Origin of the sequence: Enhygromyxa salina, assembly GCF_002994635.1 — a bacterium.
GTDB classification, from domain to species: Bacteria; Myxococcota_A; Polyangia; order Nannocystales; family Nannocystaceae; genus Plesiocystis; species Plesiocystis salina_B.
In genome coordinates this window covers 66,875-86,022 of record NZ_PVNL01000119.1, presented here as the reverse complement: position 1 = coordinate 86,022, position 19,148 = coordinate 66,875, and the positions used below count along the sequence as shown (strand labels likewise).

General features: G+C 68.3%; 15 protein-coding genes. 8 read left to right on the top strand and 7 right to left on the bottom strand.

Annotated elements, in window-relative coordinates:
• The first annotated feature begins 23 nt into the window (after positions 1 to 23).
• The 3 genes from ENSA7_RS31100 (at position 24) to ENSA7_RS31090 (ending at position 3,237) form a co-directional block, all read left to right on the top strand.
• Positions 24 to 503, top strand: coding sequence for a hypothetical protein (locus ENSA7_RS31100; RefSeq protein ID WP_106093029.1), 480 nt, complete (start codon positions 24 to 26; stop codon positions 501 to 503).
• A 100-nt stretch (positions 504 to 603) separates the two neighbouring features.
• Entirely contained in the window at positions 604 to 2,391 is a 1,788-nt protein-coding gene (locus ENSA7_RS31095) for a hypothetical protein (RefSeq protein ID WP_146158337.1), read from the top strand.
• A 39-nt stretch (positions 2,392 to 2,430) separates the two neighbouring features.
• Positions 2,431 to 3,237 (top strand): alpha/beta fold hydrolase, encoded by an 807-nt coding sequence (locus tag ENSA7_RS31090; RefSeq protein ID WP_146158336.1) that lies wholly within the window; start codon positions 2,431 to 2,433, stop codon positions 3,235 to 3,237.
• 49 nt (positions 3,238 to 3,286) lie between these two features.
• On the opposite strand, the gene ENSA7_RS31085 is transcribed toward ENSA7_RS31090, so the two are convergent.
• Entirely contained in the window at positions 3,287 to 4,219 is a 933-nt protein-coding gene (locus tag ENSA7_RS31085; protein ID WP_106093026.1) for a hypothetical protein, read from the bottom strand.
• 92 nt (positions 4,220 to 4,311) lie between these two features.
• On the opposite strand from ENSA7_RS31085, the gene ENSA7_RS31080 reads away from it, so the two are divergent.
• A complete protein-coding gene (locus tag ENSA7_RS31080) occupies positions 4,312 to 6,150 on the top strand; it encodes an MYXO-CTERM sorting domain-containing protein (protein WP_146158335.1) in 1,839 nt (612 codons plus the stop codon).
• Between the two features lie 421 nt (positions 6,151 to 6,571).
• On the top strand, positions 6,572 to 7,156 hold the full coding sequence (locus tag ENSA7_RS31075) for a hypothetical protein (RefSeq protein ID WP_146158334.1): 585 nt from the start codon (positions 6,572 to 6,574) through the stop codon (positions 7,154 to 7,156).
• 13 nt (positions 7,157 to 7,169) lie between these two features.
• On the opposite strand, the gene ENSA7_RS31070 is transcribed toward ENSA7_RS31075, so the two are convergent.
• On the bottom strand, positions 7,170 to 9,365 hold the full coding sequence (locus ENSA7_RS31070; protein ID WP_106093023.1) for a tetratricopeptide repeat protein: 2,196 nt from the start codon (positions 9,363 to 9,365) through the stop codon (positions 7,170 to 7,172).
• A 13-nt stretch (positions 9,366 to 9,378) separates the two neighbouring features.
• Complete coding sequence (locus tag ENSA7_RS31065) at positions 9,379 to 11,445, bottom strand: CocE/NonD family hydrolase (protein ID WP_244923967.1); 2,067 nt, start codon at positions 11,443 to 11,445, stop codon at positions 9,379 to 9,381.
• A 67-nt stretch (positions 11,446 to 11,512) separates the two neighbouring features.
• Between ENSA7_RS31065 and ENSA7_RS31060 the strand changes: the two genes are divergently transcribed.
• A complete protein-coding gene (locus tag ENSA7_RS31060; RefSeq protein WP_106093021.1) occupies positions 11,513 to 12,118 on the top strand; it encodes a glutathione S-transferase family protein in 606 nt (201 codons plus the stop codon).
• A gap of 60 nt (positions 12,119 to 12,178) precedes the next feature.
• A complete protein-coding gene (locus ENSA7_RS31055; RefSeq protein WP_106093020.1) occupies positions 12,179 to 13,033 on the top strand; it encodes an outer membrane protein assembly factor BamB family protein in 855 nt (284 codons plus the stop codon).
• A gap of 351 nt (positions 13,034 to 13,384) precedes the next feature.
• On the opposite strand, the gene ENSA7_RS31050 is transcribed toward ENSA7_RS31055, so the two are convergent.
• Together ENSA7_RS31050 and ENSA7_RS31045 are read right to left on the bottom strand one after the other, a co-directional pair.
• Positions 13,385 to 14,293 carry a hypothetical protein gene (locus ENSA7_RS31050; protein WP_106093019.1) on the bottom strand — a complete coding sequence of 303 codons (909 nt, stop codon included), beginning with the start codon at positions 14,291 to 14,293 and terminating at the stop codon, positions 13,385 to 13,387.
• A complete protein-coding gene (locus ENSA7_RS31045) occupies positions 14,290 to 16,035 on the bottom strand; it encodes a serine/threonine-protein kinase (RefSeq protein WP_181234284.1) in 1,746 nt (581 codons plus the stop codon). The genes ENSA7_RS31050 and ENSA7_RS31045 overlap by 4 nt, the downstream gene beginning before the upstream one ends.
• Before the next feature lie 265 nt (positions 16,036 to 16,300).
• Here ENSA7_RS31045 and ENSA7_RS31040 point away from each other — a divergent pair, with 265 nt between their 5' ends.
• Positions 16,301 to 17,317 (top strand): hypothetical protein, encoded by a 1,017-nt coding sequence (locus tag ENSA7_RS31040; RefSeq protein WP_106093017.1) that lies wholly within the window; start codon positions 16,301 to 16,303, stop codon positions 17,315 to 17,317.
• A 15-nt stretch (positions 17,318 to 17,332) separates the two neighbouring features.
• Here ENSA7_RS31040 and ENSA7_RS31035 read toward each other — a convergent pair whose 3' ends face one another.
• Both ENSA7_RS31035 and aroC read right to left on the bottom strand, forming a co-directional pair.
• Positions 17,333 to 17,965 (bottom strand): hypothetical protein, encoded by a 633-nt coding sequence (locus ENSA7_RS31035; protein ID WP_106093016.1) that lies wholly within the window; start codon positions 17,963 to 17,965, stop codon positions 17,333 to 17,335.
• Positions 17,962 to 19,098 carry a chorismate synthase gene (aroC, locus tag ENSA7_RS31030; RefSeq protein WP_106093015.1) on the bottom strand — a complete coding sequence of 379 codons (1,137 nt, stop codon included), beginning with the start codon at positions 19,096 to 19,098 and terminating at the stop codon, positions 17,962 to 17,964. Before aroC ends, ENSA7_RS31035 begins: the two co-directional genes overlap by 4 nt.
• Positions 19,099 to 19,148: the final 50 nt, after the last annotated feature.

Below are 19,148 nucleotides of genomic sequence, written 5' to 3'. Positions count from 1 at the left end.
ATATCTTGATATCGTCTCGACCGATGTGGGACCGCGTCGCCGAGGCCGCCCTGCTCGCCGTCCACGTGCTGGGCGGCGGCGTCTGGGTCGGCGTGATGGTGTTCTCGATCTTCGTGCTGCACCCCGGCGCGGAGCGCTACTTCGAGCGTGACACCGACTTCGAGGACTTCATCTTCACGGTCGTGCACGGGGCCCGCTGGAAGGTGTTCTCTGGCATCGTGGCGATCTTGGCCTCGGGTGTGGCGCTGAGCGTCTGGCCCGGCCACGCGATCGTGCGCGAGCCGGTCTGGCTGGCGATCTTCGTGGCCAAGCTCGCCCTGTTCAGCGTCAGCGCTGGCGCGTTCGCGTATGTGTCGTGGGTGCTGTGGCCACGCCGAACCTTTGCGACCCCAGCCGAGCTGCCCGCGATCAAGCAGCTGTTCTGGCGCGTCGGCGTGGTCATGATCGTCGCCAACGCGGCCAACGTCGGCCTGGGCATCGCCGCGCACGTGTGGCGAGGTTGAGCGATGATGAGCCGGCACTGCGTGGTACATTGCGTGGTCTGGAGGTCGTCTCGCATTGCAACTACGCACGCCATACCTGGGATCGGTCCTGCTCACGCTCGTGTCCGCTTGCGGTGGTCCGGGCACCGACCCCGGCGACGGAGGCGACGGCGAGACCGGGCTGACAGCGGAGGACGGCACCGCCGGTGAGCACCCGGCCGAGTTCGGACCCGAGTCCGAGCTCACCCTGCGCATCAGCGACGAGGTCCCGCCCGAGCTGACCCTGCAGATGGGTCGCGACGAGGTCGCCGAGCTGTTCGGGGACGTCGCCAACGACATCGTGCTCCTGCAGATCGACTCGACACCGCTGCTGACCAACACCCTCGACACCGTCAAGTTTGCGTGCGGGAGCGACTGGCAGCTCGACAACGAAGATCCCAACCACGATTGCTCCTTGACGGAGCTGGGTCAGAGCTTTGGCGACGGCAACTGGCAGACCTCGCCCGAGTTTTCGATGGTCCGGATCCTGACCATGACCCCGGCCAACTCGGTCGTGACTGGGACCAGCCTCGAGGGGGTGGAGGGCGCCGCGGACTTCTTCGCCATGTTCACCGGTGGGTTCTCGGAGATGATGGCCGAGAGCCTGAAGATCGCGGTGACCGACGAGTTCCTCGACACCGACGCGGTCGTCTCGTCGCTGCGCCACAACCTGATCGGCACCCACCCCGAGGCCACGCCAGCGGGCCTGATCTCGGTCACGCTGGCCGACGCGCTGACCGACATGGCGACCCTCGGCGCGCGGCTCGGGCCGGTCGGCGATCACCCGGGGATCTTAGTCCCCGACTACCCCACCTACGGTCCGGTGTTGGGGCCCGATTTCGAGATGAAGGTCGCGGCGAGCTCGAACCTGCGGGTCCTCGACGGCGTCGACCTCGGCGCGGGCAAGGACTACATCTCCGTCATCGCCGATGTCACCGGGCCGAGCTTCGATGACGAGGCGGAGTTCGACTTCAATGATCCCGCCAAATTCTCGCTGACCGGGCTCACCCCCAATCCGACCCTGGACCTGCGATTCGCGATCTACGAGCACCATGGCTTCATTCCGGCGTGCTCGACCGACGTCAGTGAGGCGTGCGTCGGCAACAAGCCGGGCACGCCAGTCGGTGATGGTCTCGTGTGGACACTCGACCGCTGGGACCTCGAGTACATGGTCGGCTACGCTGGCCTCGGCAAGTACGAGACCCTGATGAGCGTCGTCACCAAGGTCTGGACCGACGTCGTCCGGGTCGGGATGGACGGCAACCCGGGCGGCTGGGCGGTGTTCGATGTCCCCGGAGGATCGTGGTTCGACGAGCCGCCCTCACAGTTTGTCTGGGAGCTGATCAACGAGGTCGCACAGCACAACCTCCACCACCTCGATCCCGAGGGCCCGCCGACCTTCGCCGAGGGTGACGCCAACGTCGCGTTCACGCTCGAGCAGGTGCCGGTCGGGATCACCGGCCCCGAGGCAGCCGACGGCGTGCGCCCGTTCCTGCAGGCGCAGGCGTCAGACATCGCCGGTTACCTGCTCGGCAACTACAAAGCGAACAGCGGGCCGGTCGACTTCTACTATCGACGGGCCGAAGACGGCAACCCCTACCTGTTTTGGGTGACGCCCGCAGACCTCCACGACGACCTGCCCTACGCCTGGGACAGGCCCGGGTTCTACGCCGATCCCGACCTCACGCAGAAGCTCTCCAGCGTCGACGTGGGGATCGGAGACTCGACCCACGAGAAGCTCGCGGTCACGGCGGGTGAGACGGTTGTCTACGCAGAGGACGACGACGGCGTGCGCTACCGGGTTCGCATCGTCGCGCCCGCGGGCGACCTCAGCGAGATCAGCGTCAACGTGGCCCCGCGAATGGATTGATCAGCTCCGGTCGCGTGCGGGCGAGCTATCATCTCGCCCGTGCCGAGCTTGCGACGACCGGACACGAGCATCGCCTACCAAGTGACAGGATCCGGCCCGCCCGTGTTGATGCTGCAGGGCGTCGGCGCGCGCGGGATGGTGTGGGCCCCGCAGGTGGAGCGACTGCGCGAGCGCTACTCGTGCATCACGGTCGACAATCGCGGGGTCGGCGACAGCGGTGAAGCCCCTGGCACGCTGGTGTTTGGCCAAATGGTCGACGACGCGATCGCGCTGCTCGATCACCTGCAGATCGATCGAGCCCACGTGATCGGCCACAGCATGGGCGGGATCTTGGCCCACCAGCTCGCGCTCGATCATCCCGATCGCGCCGCGAGCTTGGGTTTGCTGTGCACCTTCACCAATGGGTCCGAGGCCGCGCGGCTGAGCCCGCGAGGCTTCTGGTTGGGTACGCGCACGGTGCTCGGCACCCCGCGGATGCGTCGCTCAGCCTACCTGCGCCTGATCGCGCCCGCGTCCGAGCTGCGGGGTGACCTCGACGCGGTCGTCGAGCGCTACACGCAGATCTTTGGTCACGATCTCGCCCAGCGGCGGCGCATCGTCGTGCGCCAGATCCGAGCGATGGACCGCCATGATCAGCGCGCGCGCCTGCCCGAGCTGCGATCGATCCCCTCGATCGTGCTCGCGGGCGCCGAGGATCTGATCGCCGAGCCGCGCTACAATCAGGCGTTGGCCCAGGCGATCGGCGCTCGGCACTATCACTGCTTCGAAGACGCTGCCCACACCCTGCCGATCACCCACGCCGACGCTGTCAGCGACAGGCTCGCGCAGCACTGGGCTGCCCCTTGATCACTGAGTTCCTCGAGCTCCCTGCGCGGTTGCTACGCCTTGGTCGCGGTCAGCGTTCGACCTTGGCGATTTCTTCATCGATCGCCTTTTGGACCGCCTCGATCTCTTCTCGCATCAGCAACACGATCTTCTTCATGCGCTCGACCTTCAGCTCGAGAATGCGCAGGACCTCGAGCGAGGCGTAGTGCTCGTCTTTGATGGTCTCCGCGACGTGGATCAAGAGAATCTGGTTTTGCTCCGAGAGGCCGTGCGCTTGCTCCTCGTCGTGCACGATCTCCGCCAGCTCCATGTCGGTCGCGGCGCTGCGGCCGACCTGTTTCATGAACGCGTCGTTGAAGGTCGCCTCGATGTCGGCGATCTGCTTCTCGATCAAGCGGGCGTTGCTGTAGGCCTCGGCGATCTGGACGGCGAGCTCTTTGTTGCGGAAGGTCGTGACCCCATCGGCCAGGTACAGCTCCCAGACCTCGTAGCGGTAGAATGGGGTGAGCACCACGGGGCTGAAGTTGAAGGACTCGGTCGGCTCCGAGTGGGCCTTCTCGAACTGCGCGTACAGGGGGTGGCACTCCTCCTTGACGTGGGTCTCGCCTGGCTGCATCCCCGTCGCGAATTCTTCGTGGAGGCACTTCACCAGCAGCTCGTCCTTGCTGAGCTCCTCGAAGAAGTGCGTGAACGTGGCCTGCATCGGGCCCAGGTTGCTGCCCGGCGTGGTGTCGGTGATCAGCCCCAGATCTTTCTCGATCGAGCCCTCCTGTTCCAGGTTCGCGTTCAGCTCGCGCTTGAAGTCGCCGAGCAGGGCGACGTAGGCGTCCTTCTCTTTGGCGGTGTCCTGCCAGCGCTGCACGGCGATCGCGGCGTACAGACCGATGAAGATCAGCACGAAGTCAATGAGCTTGTCGAGCGCGAGCTCGGACCGCTCTCGCTTCGGAGCCTTCGGGGGCGCGGGAGGTGTGCGGGTATCGGGGGGCTCGGGGTGCGAGTCCATGGGGCGGGACCCTACTACGCCTCGGGGGCTGGGGGCCAAGCAAAAAGTCGCCCCCACATGCCCACCACGTGAAGGCTGATATCCTCATGCCCATGCAGCCTCGCTATCTCGCCGTACCCGCATTTGGAATCACGCTGCTCGCACTCGCCTCCACCGCGCACGCCAGCGAGCTGCGGTTCTCGATCACGGCCAAGGGTGGGGTCATCAGCACCGGGAACACCTTGGGGCTGTCCAAGCAACCGGCCGCCAACGGACCGGGCGTCGGCGACTCGATCGGCACCTTTCTGAGCCCCGACGCGCAGCAGTTTGACAGCGCCCCGGCCAACCTCGGCAACCCCTGGGGCCCGGGCACCACGTCGGACTGGACGCTCAATGGGTCGTCGGCCGTGCTCGATCTGCCCCAGAACTCGACGGGTGTCGAGGTCCTCTACGCCGAGCTGGTCTGGGGCGGCAGCTACTTGTACGGGACCGAGGACGTGAGCGCGGACCTCGACGTACCGGTCACACTCGCCGCCAACGGCATGACCTTCGACGCCGTGCCCTCGCCCGACACCGCGGTCACCCTGGCCGGGTTCGCGGCCCAGGGCTTCGCGGTCAACTACTACATGCGATCGGCCGACGTGACCGCGTTCGTCGTCGAGCAGGAGTCGGCGACGTACACGGTCACCGGCGTCCCGGCCACCCAGGACTTCTCGATCGAGCAGCTCAACGCGGCCGGCTGGACCCTGGTCGTGGTGTATCGCTCGTCCGACGCCCCGACCCGCAACCTGACCGTGTTCGTTGGCGGGCAATTCGTCGATGAAGACGCGACCGAGGACTACCCGGTCTCGGGCTTCTGCACGCCGCCCCAGGGCACCGTCGAGGGCGGCGTGGTCATCAGCGCGATCGAAGGCGACGCCAACCGCACCGGTGACACCTTCCAGATCGCGCCGACCGCCAATGGCCCGTTCGCGCCGCTGTCGGGCCCCAACAACCCGGTCGATAACTTCTTCGCCTCGCAGATCAACGGCGTCGACGGCCAGCTCGACACCCTGGGGTCGGCCGGCGACGCCAACCACGACGCGTTCACGGGCGTCAACGTGATCGGCGGCCGGCAGGGCTGGGACATCACCAAGCTGTCGCTCTCGTCCGCCGCCAACCAGCTCAGCGCCGGGCAGACCTCGGCGGTGCTGCGAGCGGTCACGACCGGCGACTCGTTCATGCCCGTGCTCGCGGCGTTCGAGATCGACGTGAGCTCGCCCGACTTCGAGGACGGCAACGCGGCGCAGGTCTCCCCGCAAGAGATCGGAATCGGCGATCAGGCCACCCTCAGCTTCGAGCTGCTCAACGAGGGTGACGTGTCGGCGGCTGACCTCAGCTTCACGGCCCCGCTCGGCCAGGGCCTCGAGCTCGTGTCGTTCGAAATTGACGACACCCCGGGTGACGTCAATCAGCAGCCGGTCACCACCGCGGATCTCGTCAGCGGCGTCGCGCTCGGCAGCATTGCCGCCGGCAGCGGCCGCGAGGTCACCCTCGTGGTCGAGGCCGTCGGTCAACCAATCACGCCAGACGGCTGGTTCTTGGTCGCAACCTGGTCCTATGATTACGTCAGCTGCATTGGTGAAGATCCGCTGACCGAGCAGAGCGTCGCGTTCGCGGACATCGACTTTACTGGTGACGGCAGCGGGGACGGCGACGGCGATCCCGGTGATGGCGACGGCGACACCGCAGATTCTGGCGCGGACGCAGGCACCGGCTCGGACGACGGTGGGGGCGACGGCGGCACGGATGGCGCCGACACCAACCCCTTTGGTGAGACGGGTGGCGACGCCGGGCTTGGCGACGGCGACGGGTGCAACTGTCACTCGGGTCCGCGCTCGCCCAATTCACCTGGTCCCATGCTGGCGCTGCTGGGTCTGCTCGGGCTCCTGCGCCGACGATCCACTAATTGAGAGTAGACTGTCTTCAGTCGGGTCAACCTGCGCTCGGGCGCTCAGCCGCTCGCGCTCGAGTCCGCAACAATGCTATGTTTGCGGGCCACGACACGCGAATCTGCCCGCGAACAGTGCCCAACCCCTCAGCCTCGCCGGCCCGCGCCGACTCCGCGTGCGTCCGCTCGTCGCAGCTGCGGTCTCGCCATATGGTACTTCACCACCCCGGAGCGAGCGCATGCCCATCGTCACACGCAAGGTAGAGACAAACACTGAAGGCTATCGCGAGGTGTCAGTCGAATTTCGCGCCGCGCGAGCCACGAAATTAAACGCCCGCGGCGTGCCGCGCAGGACCGGTCGGATTCGCTGTCCAATGCTCGATGCCTCGAGGACCGAGCTCAGCTATGGACACAAGGCGCTACCAAGGACAGACAAGCAAGCGTTGGCCCGCTGGGCCCGCGCGCTGGGGCTCGGGCCGGGCTCGGTCAAGTCGATCGCGTATCTATCGGGGCCCTGGTACATGGGCCTCTATAACGTGGTCCGCGGGGACTTTGACGAAGACCGAGTCAACGCCGGCTTGATCGTTCGGCTCAAGCGGGGTGTGGATACGGGGATTCTGAGTACGGGTCACTTCGATCAACTCGCGTTGAACAAGCTCGTGTGGTCGATTCAGCCGTCGCTAAACGGCACGATGATCGACGACACATTTCTCCATGGCCCGACCGCCGCGCGGCTGTATGTCAACAATGACTCGATGCCGGCAATTATGGCTCACAACATCATGAACGCTGAGTCGCCGCGGTCGGGCGTGGGTCCGACCATGAGCAAGTTCGAGATGCGCCAGCTGTTGCTCGGGGTCTTGGGGCAAGACATTGCGCGCGACCCGGCCCGGCCCGGCAAGACGACTCGCGCGCTCTCGGTCCGGGACATGCACGACTTTTATAAGTACTGCGTGTTTCCGGTCCCGATCGAAGAGAGCCTGCAGGCCGCGGGGCTGATCGACGTGCCAGTCGCGATCGAGATCTAGCTCTAGATCGCCGCTAATCGGGCGCGCCCAGCACGATCGCTTGGCGGCGCCCGAACAGCGCCGCGTGGGCCCGATACCGGGCCTCGAGATCGGGCCGCTTGGCCAGCTGAGCCAGCTCGATCGCGCGCCCGATCGCCTCGGTCGCCGGCTCGAATCGCCCGCTCGCGGCCAGGCCCGCGGCCAGGGCCTCGAGCACCTCGGGTGAGCGAAACCCGGTCGCGCGGCCAGCCGCCTCGGCCAGCGCGAGCGCCTGGGTCGGGTCGCGCTTGCTCGGATCGGCGTGGGTGGCCAGGATCCACGCGAGCCCCCGCATCGCCTTGAACGAGTTGATGTTGCAGTCGAGCGCGGTGCGATAGGCCGCGAGCGCCTCGTCGTACTGCTGCGCGGCCTCGTGGGCCCGACCCAGGTTCTCCCAGAACAGCGAGCGCCCCGGCGAGAGCTGGGCCGCCCGAGCGAACGCCGTCGCGGCGCGGGCCGGCTGATCCAGCTTTTCATGGGTGACGCCAAGGTTGTTGTGGGCCTCGACGAGCTCGGGATCGGCCGCGATCGCGCGCTCGTATGACGCCAGCGCGGCGGTGTATTGCTCGGCCAGTCGCCGGTGGTTGCCACGCACCAGGTGCGCCCGCGCGTGCTCGGGCTCGAGCCCCAGCGCCGCGTCGAGCTCGAGCTCGGCGGCCGGCAGCTGATCGAGCGCCGTGAGCACGATCGCCAGCTCGACCCGCGTGCTCGCGTCGTCGCGCTGGGCCAGCGAGGCCTGGTAGCGATCGCGGGCCTCCGCGTGGCGGCCCCCGTGTGACAGCATCCCGGCCAGGTTGGCGAGCAGCTCGGGGTCGTTGGGTTGCTCGGCGAGCGCGCGCTCGATCGTCTCGATCTGCACGCTCAACCACGCGAGCCGGGACGCCTCGTCGAGCACGCCGATCTCGGCCGGATTGACCGGCTCGACCTCGAGGATCAGCTCGGCCATCTCGTCGGTCGAGTTGGCCCCAAACACCACGCGCTGGGGCGGAGAGAACGGATTGCGCGGGTTCTGAGCTGAATTGTCGTAGCGGTGATCCATGGTGATCACGCTGCCCTTGGGCAGCGCGATCGGGTGCTCATAGCGGTATTGATCCTGCCAATTGAAGTCCCAGTCGTCGATCTTGACCAGCCACTGGCGGCTGCCGTCGGGCAAGGTCGCGAAGCCCTCGAGCTGCTTGCCGACGTAGTGCGCGTGGGGATAGACGCTCAACACCCGCACATCCACGGGCAGCTCGAAAGTGTCGACCACACGAAAGTCGCTGTCGCCCGGGGCGATGTCGATCGCCGTCGACGACAGCACCATCGCCAGCGCCGGCTTCGGCGGCGGGTGCGCGGCGAAGTGCAGACCGAGCTTGGGCTGGATCCGCTCGGGCTTGCCGGTTGGACGCAGGTGGACCTGCACGACGATGTCCGTGCCCCCGGTGAGCGGCCACGAGCGGTCGTCGTCGCCCGGATCCGCGGTCCGACCTGGCGTCCAGCCGATGAAGTGACCGCCGGGCATGGTCGCGCCCGCGAACACCATGCCGTCAAACCCGGGCTCCGGGTCGGCCGCGTCGAGCCGCCGGGCCTCGCCCTCGACGTCGACGCGCATGACCGCGTGGTGAACCACCTTGGGTGAGCCCGGCGCGAGCTCGACGGTCTTCACGAACCGGGTTGGCCCCGGCGGCACGGAGATCACGAAGTTGCGGTAGATGTCCCTGCCCTCGGCCGGGAGCTCGTACGCGGCCTCGGCCTGCAGCTCGAGATCGGGCGGGCCCAGCTGCCAGCCGCTCGCGAAGCTGGGAAAGCTGGGGGCGGTAGACAGGTCACCAGGCAGCCGGCCCCCGGCGACCCAGTCCGCGAGTAATTGCTTGTGGGCGGCGCTCAGGTGCCGCTCGCCCTCAAAATTGCCGTAGCCCTCGCGCGGCAGCCAGGGCGGCATGAAGCCGCTCTGGGTGACCTCGACGATCTGCTCGGCGTGGTCGCTGACGTCGTCGTAGCTGCGCAGCGTGAACGGGCCGGCGCCGCCGTCGTGGTGACAGACCGCGCAGTTGGCATAGATGATCGGGGCGACGTCAGCCGCGAACGTGGGTGGCCCGCTGACGGGGGCGGCGGCCGAGGCTCGGCCCTGGTCGGCGCTGCGGCTGCCCGACTCGCCGTTGCAGCCGGCGATCAGCAACCCGAACAGGCACAGCGAGAGCGAGCGGGGCATCGCGCGTGGTTTATCACTGCGCTGGGGTCTCGCCAACGCGACAGCGAGACGGTTGCTGGCCTTCAGACGCGGCGAGGCTGCCGAACCGCAGGCCCGAGGCGTGCTTGGCATCGCGATAGACCCGGTGCTGCGCGGCCACGAAGTCGGCCTCGCGCGCAGCGTAGATATTGTCGACCCACCCCTGCGGGTTGAGGTCCACGAGCGGGAACCATGTGCTCTGGACCTGAACCATGACGCGATGCCCGACCCCGAACGTGTGCAGGACATCCTGCAGCGGCAGCGTGACCTCGGTCGGCTGGTTGGGCTTGAAGGGCTTGGGCGCCGACGGGTCCTCGCGAAACCGCCCGCGCATGACCTCGCTGCGCACCATCATCTGATAGCCGCCCATGTGCATGCCCTCGCGCAGGCCCTCGTGATCGGGCGCGTCGTCGGGCAACACGTCGATCAGCTTGACGATCCAGTCCGCGTCGCGCTGATCGGTCGAGACCCACAGCTGCGCGCTCAGTGGCCCGGCGATCGTCAGCGGCTCGGTCAGCGGCTCGGTCTGATAGACCAGCACGTCGGCACGGCGCGCGGCGAAGCGCTGGTCGTCGCTCATGTACTCGCGGGTCATGCCCTTGGCGATCGCCGACGTGAACGGGACCGGGTGGGCTGGATCGCTGATGAACGCGTCGAAGCTGCGCGGGCGATCCTCGGGCGCCTGCTCGCGCAGCGAGCCGTCGGGTCCAAACCACAGCGCGCGCGCCTGCGTGTTCGGGGGCCACTGCTCGAAGCTCCGCCAGCGATTGGCGCCGGTCTCGAACATGTACGCCTCGGGCAGCGCCGCGCAGCCCTCGTACTCGGCCGCGACCGGGTGTCCGAGCGTGGTCGCAAAGAACCGGCGCTCGATCTCGGCCTGGTACTCGAGCGAGGTCGCGGCCCCGAAGGAGACGTCGCCCAGGCTCGCGCCGTCGGTCCGCGCCCACCCGCCGTGCTGCCACGGACCCATGACCAGGCTGTTGCGGCCGCTCGGATCGGCCTGTTCGAGCGCGGCATAGATGTGCAGCGGCCCGTAGAGATCTTCGGCGTCGAACCACCCGCCCACGGTCATGACCGCGGGCCCCAGCGCGCTGACCCGCTCGAGGTGCGGCAGCAGGTTGCGGCTGGCCCAGAATTCATCGTAGTTGGGGTGGTCCATGACCGCGTCCCAGAACGCGATCTCGTGGTGGAAGTAGCGCTCGTTGGCGTTGCGGACCGGGCCCAGGCGCTTGAAGAACTCGAAGCCGTCGGGCGTGCCGTGGTCAAACCGCGCGGGCCAGTCCTGGGTGTGCCCGTCGCGGGCCCGGCCAAAGCTCGAGATGAAATTGAACAGGTGCGGGAGCAAGAACGCCCCGTGGTGATGAAAGTCGTCGTACCACCAGTCCGCGATCGGAGCCTGGGGCGAGACCGCGAGCAAGGCCGGGTGGGCGTCGATCACCGCAGCCGCCGCGTAAAAGCCCGGATAGCTGATCCCCCACTGCCCGACCTTGCCGCTGTGACCCTCCACGTTGTCGAGCAGCCACGCGATCGTGTCGTAAGTGTCGCTGCTCTCGTCGATGTCGGCCGGCCCCGACTTGTCGTCGATCTGCGGGGTCATGTTGACGAACTCGCCGTCCGACATGAACCGGCCGCGCACGTCCTGATACACAAAGATATAGCCGTCGCGCATCATGGCTGGCTGCGGCCCGAGCTTGTCGGGGAGCGCCTCGCCGTACGGCCCGATCGAGTAGGGCGTGCGGAACAGCATGATCGGGAGCGCGGGCGCCCCGGCCCGCAGCGCCTCGCCGGGCGAGTAGATCGTCGTGAACAAGGTCGCGCCATCCCGCATCGGAATTCGGACCTCGCGCTTGACGTAGTTGTGCGCGATGAAGCGGGCCGTCTCCTGGTTCGGATCAGCGATCTCGGGCGCGGGCGCGGACGCGGTCGGGGGCTCGGCCGTCGGCTCACACGGCGCCGCGCTGACCTGCGTACGCTCACATCCCGACCCCGACACCAACACCAGCCCCAGCCCCAGCAAAGGCGCCAGGCCGCGCCACGTCACAGACCCATTCGGACGACTCACGGCGACCATGCTAACCGAGCCGTCGACCCGTGGAACACCCACCGACCGCTGACGTAGCGTCGCGGGCATGAGCAAGCCCAAGCTGACCTACTTCAATTTCGCCGGGAGTCGCGGCGAGGAGGCCCGACTGGCCCTGCACCTCGCGGGCGTCGAGTTCGAGGACGACCGCCTGGCGGGCAGCTGGCCCGAGCGCAAGCCAACCACCCCATTCGGCTCGCTGCCGGTCCTGGAGCTCGAGGGCCGGGCCCCGCTCGGGCAATCCAACGCGATATTGGTCTACATCGGGCGCGAGTACGGCCTGCACCCGCGTGACAATTGGCAGGCCGCCCACCACGAGGCCCTGATGTGCGCCGTCGAAGAGCTACGCGGGGTGGTGAGCGCGACTTTGAAGATCAGCGAGCCCGAGGCCAAGCTCGCCGCCCGCACCGAGCTGGCCGAGGGCTACCTGAAGCAATGGGGGGGGTTCATCGAGCGCCAGCTGGGGGAGGGTCCCTTTGTTGGCGGGGCCGAGATTGGCGTCGCGGACCTCAAGCTCTACATGGCGGTCAAATGGTTTACATCGGGGGTCATCGACCACGTGCCAACAACGGTGTTCGCGGAGCTTCCCAAGCTCAACGCCGTCGCCCGGGCGGTCGCCGAGCACCCGAAGGTCGTCGGCTGGTACGCAAAATAAAGCTGCGGGTGCGCTCGACCTGCTTGCTCTGCGCCAGGCAGTGGGCGAGGCTCCGGCGCTATGCCCCGCTACGTCATCCTGTCCTCGACCGTGCTCGTCTTGATCGGCTCGCTCACCCTCGTCGCCTGCGACAAGAGCAAGTCGAAGACACCAGAGCCAACCGTCACCGCACCCGAGCCCGAGCCCGAGCCCGAGCCCGAGCCCGTCGGTCCGTCGAACACACCCACACAGACGTGGGCGCAAGCGTGGGCCACTCCGAGCGGGCAGCCAACCGCACAGATCGCGACCGTGCTCGACGATCGCATCTATGCGATCGCGGGGGCGTACATGGACATCGGCACCCCAGCGACCCACGTCGTCGCGCTCTCGGCCGAGACGGGCAAGCTGCTATGGACCTACAAGAACAAGGAGTCGCTCTCGCTCGCGGGGCTCAGCGCCGAGTTCGTCTCGCTCACCACCTCCAGCGAAAAGGCCGTGGTGATCGGTGCCGCGGCGGGCAAGGTCAAGAAGCCAAACAAGGCCCAGGCTGAAGCGATCACCGCCCCGCCCACCAGCGACGCTGGTGACTGCACCGCCGAGGGCACCACGCTCACCTGCGCGAGCTGGAACGTGACCGAGGCGGGCGCCGTCTCGCAGCTGCGCGTCGCGGACGAGGGGATCTGCTACGCCGTCGCGGGCGCCCGCGAGATCCGCTGTCGCGCGGCTGGCAACGGCGATCTCGTGTTCGTCGTCGCGGTCCCAGCCGTCCCCGACGCGAAGGAGCCCGAGGCCGCCAACTTCAGCTTCGAGCTGGCGGGTGGCAGCCTGATCGTCGCCAACTACGACGGCACCATCCTGGCGTTCAGCTCCGGCAGCGACGACGCGACCGACGAGCCGACCGAAGAGCCGACCGAAGAGGAAGCCGCCGACGAGTAGCCGTTCCGCTTCCGTTCCGCTTCCGTTCCTTTGGCGAGCGTGCTCACGGCCCCCGTTCCGACGGGGGCCTTCTAGTGTGTCAATGACCCCCACAGGCGGCTTCGCACTTCGCGGTCACTCGCTTCGCTCGCTCCCATCGGGCTGGCTGTTTGCGAACGCATGTGTGGCCCCCTGGAAGGGGGCTCCATATGACCCCCACAGACGCACTGCACTTCGCCGACTGCAGCCGCTGGCGCGTCTGGTCGCTTCGCTCCTCGGGGCCGTTTGTTCGCAGGCGCATGTGTGGCCCCCTGGGAGGGGGCTCTGAGCACATTTTCCTGTGTCCATGGGACGCACGACGTGCGGAAAAATCTAGTAACCCAAGAGCACTAGCTCGTGGGAGTTGGTCCCGCACAGGTCGAGGTTCTCTTCGATCCATGCGGTCGCAACATCGGATGCCTGCGCCGCGTTGCCGTCGAACACCACGCCGTCGTCGATCAACATGGCGAGCCGCTCGACCTCGCCGCACATCGTCGGTGTCACCCCGCAGGCGGAAGAGAACGGCGCGATCGCCCACGGGTACTGGGTGACGCCGTCGGCGAACAGCGTGCTGCCGTTGATGTAGTAGAGCTCCATGCCGTTGGCGTCGATGCGCACGAAGAAGCCGGTAGGTAGCTCGACGAAGGTCACGGTCGCGGCGAGGTTCGGGTTGCCCAGCAGCTCCTCGATCGGCGAGACCTTCGGCTGGACCTCGATGACCAAGCCCGCGAGCATGCCCGTGCACTGCTCGATGTTGAGGACGGCCTTGGTGCCCTGATCCAGCCCGTTGAGCACGCAGATCGAGGTCTCGGGCGTGGGCGGGGGCTCGGCCGCGTAGCTCGGCACCGCGCTGACCTGCACGGCGTCGTTGACCGGTCCGCACGAGTCGGCCGCGAGACAGTCACCGAGCACGCAGGCCAGGCCTGGGTCGCAGGTCTCGAGCGCCGCGCACGGGCAGTCGAGCTGCCCGGGCTCACAGTTGTCGCCGTCGCCGTCGCCGCTCTCTGGATCGCCGTCGCCGTCGCCGTCGCCGTCTCCGTCGCCGCTCTCTGGATCACCATCGCCGTCGCCGTCGCCGTCGCCGCTGTCCGGATCTCCGTCGCCATCGCCGAGCGTGGTCGCGGTCTCGGAGCCAGCGCTGTCGCTGCCACCGCCGACCGAGTAGTTCGGATTGGGCACGCGAACGCAGCCACACAGCCCGACGGCCCACAGCCCACCAACCAACAGCCCAACGTGCTTCATTTTTTCACCAGCTTGAGACCCGCAGGCTTCTGCATCTCGACACGGTACTGGGCGCCAGGCTCGATCGAGATCCGCCCCGCCCGCTGCCAGTCGTCGTCGCTCGACTGACGCAGCTGGACGCCGTAGCTGCCCTCCGGCAGCTGGATGCGCGACCGCGGTTCGAGCGTGAGGACCCGACCGTGGACCCTGACATAGACGAAGAAAAATTCGTTGGCGACGAACTCGATCGGCACGAGCTCGCGGTCGGCGTCCGACAGCGAGTCGCCGGTCTCGGTCGCGGCTTCGTCCCCCGTCTCGCCGCTGTCTCCGTTCAGGTCAGCGTCGCCGGTGTCGCCCGTGGTGTCCCCCGTGTCGTCGAGCGCTGCGATGACCTCGGGCGCGGCTCCGGAGTCGCCAGCGGCCCCGGAGTCGCCAGCGGCCTCGTCAGCAGGTCGCGGGGGGAGCTCGGCCGCGGCGTCGGAGTCCGCGACGTCGGAGCCCGCGGTCGCCGAAGCTTCGGCGGCGGGCGGCTCGGATCCGCCGTCGCGCTTGGGACCGATCAGCATGAAGGCAGCCCCGATCCCCGCCGCCACCAGCACCCCGCCCAGCGCGAACGGCCAGCCCTTGCGACGCCCCCGGCGCGCGGCCGGGATCGGGATCACGTGGCTCCCCGACAGCACCTCGGGATCTTCTTCGGCGGTCAGCTCCGACCCGGTTGGCTCGGTGTGCGCCGCCGCGTTGGTGTCGAACTGCGCGCCCGAGCTGGCGGGGAGCTCACCCCCGACCGGGTGCTCGTGCTCGGGGATGCCCGAGAACGACCCCTCGGGCACGCTCGAGACCATGCTGCCTTCGGGGATCTCGAACAGCGTCGCCGGCTCGACGAAGCGCAGCACCAGAGCGCTGAGATCGCTGTTGGACTCGCGGTACTCGGGCCAGCGCACCAGCATGCCCAGGGCCTTGCGCGCGGACTGGATCCGGGCGTTCTCGTCGGCCTCGAGCAAGCCGCAGCGCACCACATCGATCGCGGCCGGAACGACGCTCGGATCCCGCAACGCCGGGACCTCGCCGTTCATCACCATGGACAGCAGCTTGCCCTGATCGAGCTTGCCGCGGAACCGGCGTCCGTCGAGCAGCTCATGCAAGATCGCACCGACCGCGTACAGATCGACCGTTGGCTTGCGCGTCTGCTTGCGCAGCTGCTCCGGCGGCATGTACTGCAGCTTGCCCTTCACGAACGACCCTTGGGTCTCCTCGCTGGCGAACCGGGCGATGCCGAAGTCCATCAGCTTGATCTGACCGGTCGTGGTGACCATGACGTTCTGCGGCGACACGTCGCGGTGCACGATGATCGAGCCGGCGTCGGTCCGGACCTGGTGCGCGTACGACAGCGCGCGCAGCAGCTCACCGATCACGAACGCCGAGACCGTCAACGGCAGCGCCAGGTGGTCTCGCGCCAGCGCCCGCTGAAACTGCGACAAGGTCATGCCGGAGATCAGCTCCATGACCATGTAGCAGTCGTGATCGTGGGCCATCGCATCGTAGACCTGCACGATGTTGGGATGGCTGAGCATCATCGACAGCCGCGCCTCGGCCAGGAACATCTCGCGGTACTCGTCGCGCTCGGCCAGGTGGGCGGCGAGCAGCTTGATCGCAAAGAAGCGATCCTCCCCGGCGCTCGTGCCCGGGATCCGTGCTGACCAGACCTCGGCCATACCGCCGGACCCGATCTTGCGAAGCAGCTGATATGGCCCGAGTTGGCGCACGGTTGTCCGTTTTCGCGTTCGCGACGACGCTCGTGGCTGAGCACGAGGGCGTATGCGCATGGTGCCGTGTCGAGGCCGTCGAGATCAAGAATCTGGCCAGGCGTGCGGCCCCCGCACCGGCCCATATTCCAGCCAAACCCAACGCGCACGAGCGCATTGGTGTTTAGGCGAGACCGCTGGCGACTGATCGTACTGCCAACCGCGTCACCTGGGCGGGGGAACAGTGAAGCTGCGGCGACCGCCCCGGTCCTGATATCTTGCGGCAGTGGCGTCCCCCGTACTCGCGTGCTCGCTCGCGGCCCTGAGCGCCGTCACGAGTTTTTCTCCGCCGGCCCCCCACCTCGCCGCCCCGCTCGTCGAGGTCGCGGCGCCGGAGTCGGACGGCGACTACGAGGCAGCCCTCGCCGCGGTCGACGAGGCCAACATCGCCGTCAACCGCGACCCCGAGTCCAGCCTGCCGATGCTCGAGGCCGCGCTCGAGCAGCTCGTCGGCTTTGGGCCCCAGATCGCGGCCGACCCCAAAGGTCGCGAGGCGCTCGACCTCTCGCAGCTCAACCTCGCGCGGGCGCTGCTGCTGGCCGACGACGAGACCCAGGCCGCGCGGGTCATGGACGCGGTGCTGCTGACCGCCCGCGAGCGCAAGCTGCCGATCAAGCGGTTCGGACCGACCCTCGTCGAGTTTCACGACGCCCGCCGCAAGCTGCTCGACGAGCGCGGGTCTGGCTCGATCCAGATCCAGTGTCGGGTCGCCTGTCGGATCGTGATCGACGAGCAACCCGCGACCGCAAACTCCGGGCTGCTGTACCTGGGCCCCCACCGCGTGTGGATCGAGGCCGCCGACGGCAGCGCGCCGGCCGAGCGCCACGAGCTCGAGCTCGGCGAGGACGGCGTGTCGGAGGTGCTCTACTACCCCGAGATCGCCGAGGATGATCAGTGTGAGATCGTGGCCCCGCCGCCGGCCGTGGTCGAGCCTCCGCCTCCGCCGCCCAAGCGGATCTTGCCGCGCTGGGCCGAGATCAGCGTGGCCGTGATCGGGGTCGGGGCCGCGGTCGCCGGGGGCGTGATGTTGGGCCTCGACGGCAACTGCCCAGGTGGCCAAGACCCAGTCGCCGACGCCTCGCAGTGCCCGGATCTCTACGAAGGGACCGTCTCGGGCATCGCCGCCGTGGGCATCGGCTCGGCGCTGCTCGTGTTCGGTGGAGTCACGCTGGCCGTCGACGAGGTCCGGGTCGGCAAGCAGTCCGGGCGCCGGGCCGTGGTGTCCTGGCAGATGCAGTTTTGAGCGCTGGCGCCCCGCTCACGGCAGCCACGACAGCGGATCGACCGGGCCATCGTCGGCGCGCAGGGTGTGCCGAGTCTGGGTGGCGATCGCCGCGCGGGCGTCTTCTGCGAGCGCCGGGGGCAGTCGCAGCTTGTGCTGCGCGCCCTCGAGCAGGATCCCACCCGTCAGCAGATCACGGGCGACACGACGCACGTTACGAAACGCGAGTCGCTCGAGCCGGCCACGGTGATCACACACCAAGATCGAGCTGTCGGTCACCACCACGTCGCGGAGGCTGAGCCACTCTCGCACGGTCAACAACGCGGCGGGCGCCAGCGCGGGGATCAGCGGCTTCCACATGTCCGTCCACGGCTGATCCCACAGCTCGGGCGCCAGCAAGGTCGCGAACCCGAGCACCAGCAAGCCGGCGATCAGCAGCCACGCAATCGGCTTGCGATCGATCCTGGACTTGCGACCCCACCACACCACCGGCTCACCCGCGCGCAGCTCGGTCGCGAGCTCGAACGGCACCGGCCCCGGCGACATCGGTGCGCCCGGGGCCAGCCTGCGTGGCTCGATCGCAGACGTCTTGCGGGTGGGTGTGGGCTCGCTCGGCTCGCGATCTTCGGGAGCCGGCAGCAGCTGCAAGGGCGCGCGTGGCTGGTTCATGCGGCCCCCGAACCACCGGTGGTTGCGCCCAGCTCGTCCGCGCGCACGCCCGCGCGGCGCAGCATCTGATCGCACAACACGAGCGCCGCCATGGCCTCGACCATCGGCACCGCCCGCGGCAGCACGCAGGGATCATGGCGGCCCTTCGCGGGGCTGAACACGACCTCCTCGCCAGCGCGGGTCACGGTCTGCTGCGGCCTGAAGATTGTGGCGACCGGCTTGAACGCGACCGCTAGTCGGATCGCCTCGCCGTTGCTGATCCCACCTTGGATGCCGCCGCTGTGGTTGGTCCGCGTGCGCACCTGTTGGTCGGTGGACATGTAAAACGGGTCGTTGTGGGTCGAGCCGCGCATCCGCGTGGCCGCGAAGCCCTCGCCGATCTCGAACCCGCGGCTGGCCGGCAGGCTCATCATCGCGGCCGCGAGCTCGGCGGTGAGCTTGGCGAACACGGGTTCGCCCCATCCTGGCGGGACGTTACGGACCACGCAGCGGACCACGCCGCCGAGGGTGTCGCCCTGCTTCTTGGCCTCGCGGATCGCCGCTTCGAAGCGCGCGGCCGCGCCGGGATCTGGGCAGCGCACGAGGGTCTGATCCACGTCGGCGCGCGCGATCGTCTGCTCATCGACCGGCCCAGCCTCGAGCTCGGCGACCTGCTCGACCCACGCGACGATCGTGATCCCATGCACACGCGCGAGCAGATCTTCGGCCAGGGCCCCGGCGGCCACGCGGGCGACTGTCTCTCGCGCGGACGAGCGGCCCCCACCCGCGACCGCCCGCAGCCCGAACCGAACGTCGTAGCTGTAGTCGGCGTGCGAGGGCCGGTAGATCTCGGCGATGTCGGCGTAGTGCCCCGGCCGGTGATCCTTGTTGCGGACCACCATCGCGATGGGGGTGCCCAGCGTCAGCTGCGACTCCGGGTCGACCCCGCTGAGCAGCTCGATCGCGTCGGCCTCGTCGCGCGCAGTCGTGAGCGCGCTCTGTCCCGGGCGGCGGCGTGCCAGCTGCGCGTCGATGCGCTCACGCGGGAACCGGTGCCCGGCTGGACAGCCGTCGACCACGACCCCGAGCGCGCCACCGTGTGACTCGCCGAAGGTGGTGACGCGAAACCGCTCACCAAAGGAATTCCCGGCCATTCGAGCGCGAATCTAGCACTGTTCGTGGGCGGCACGTCGCGCACGCGCAG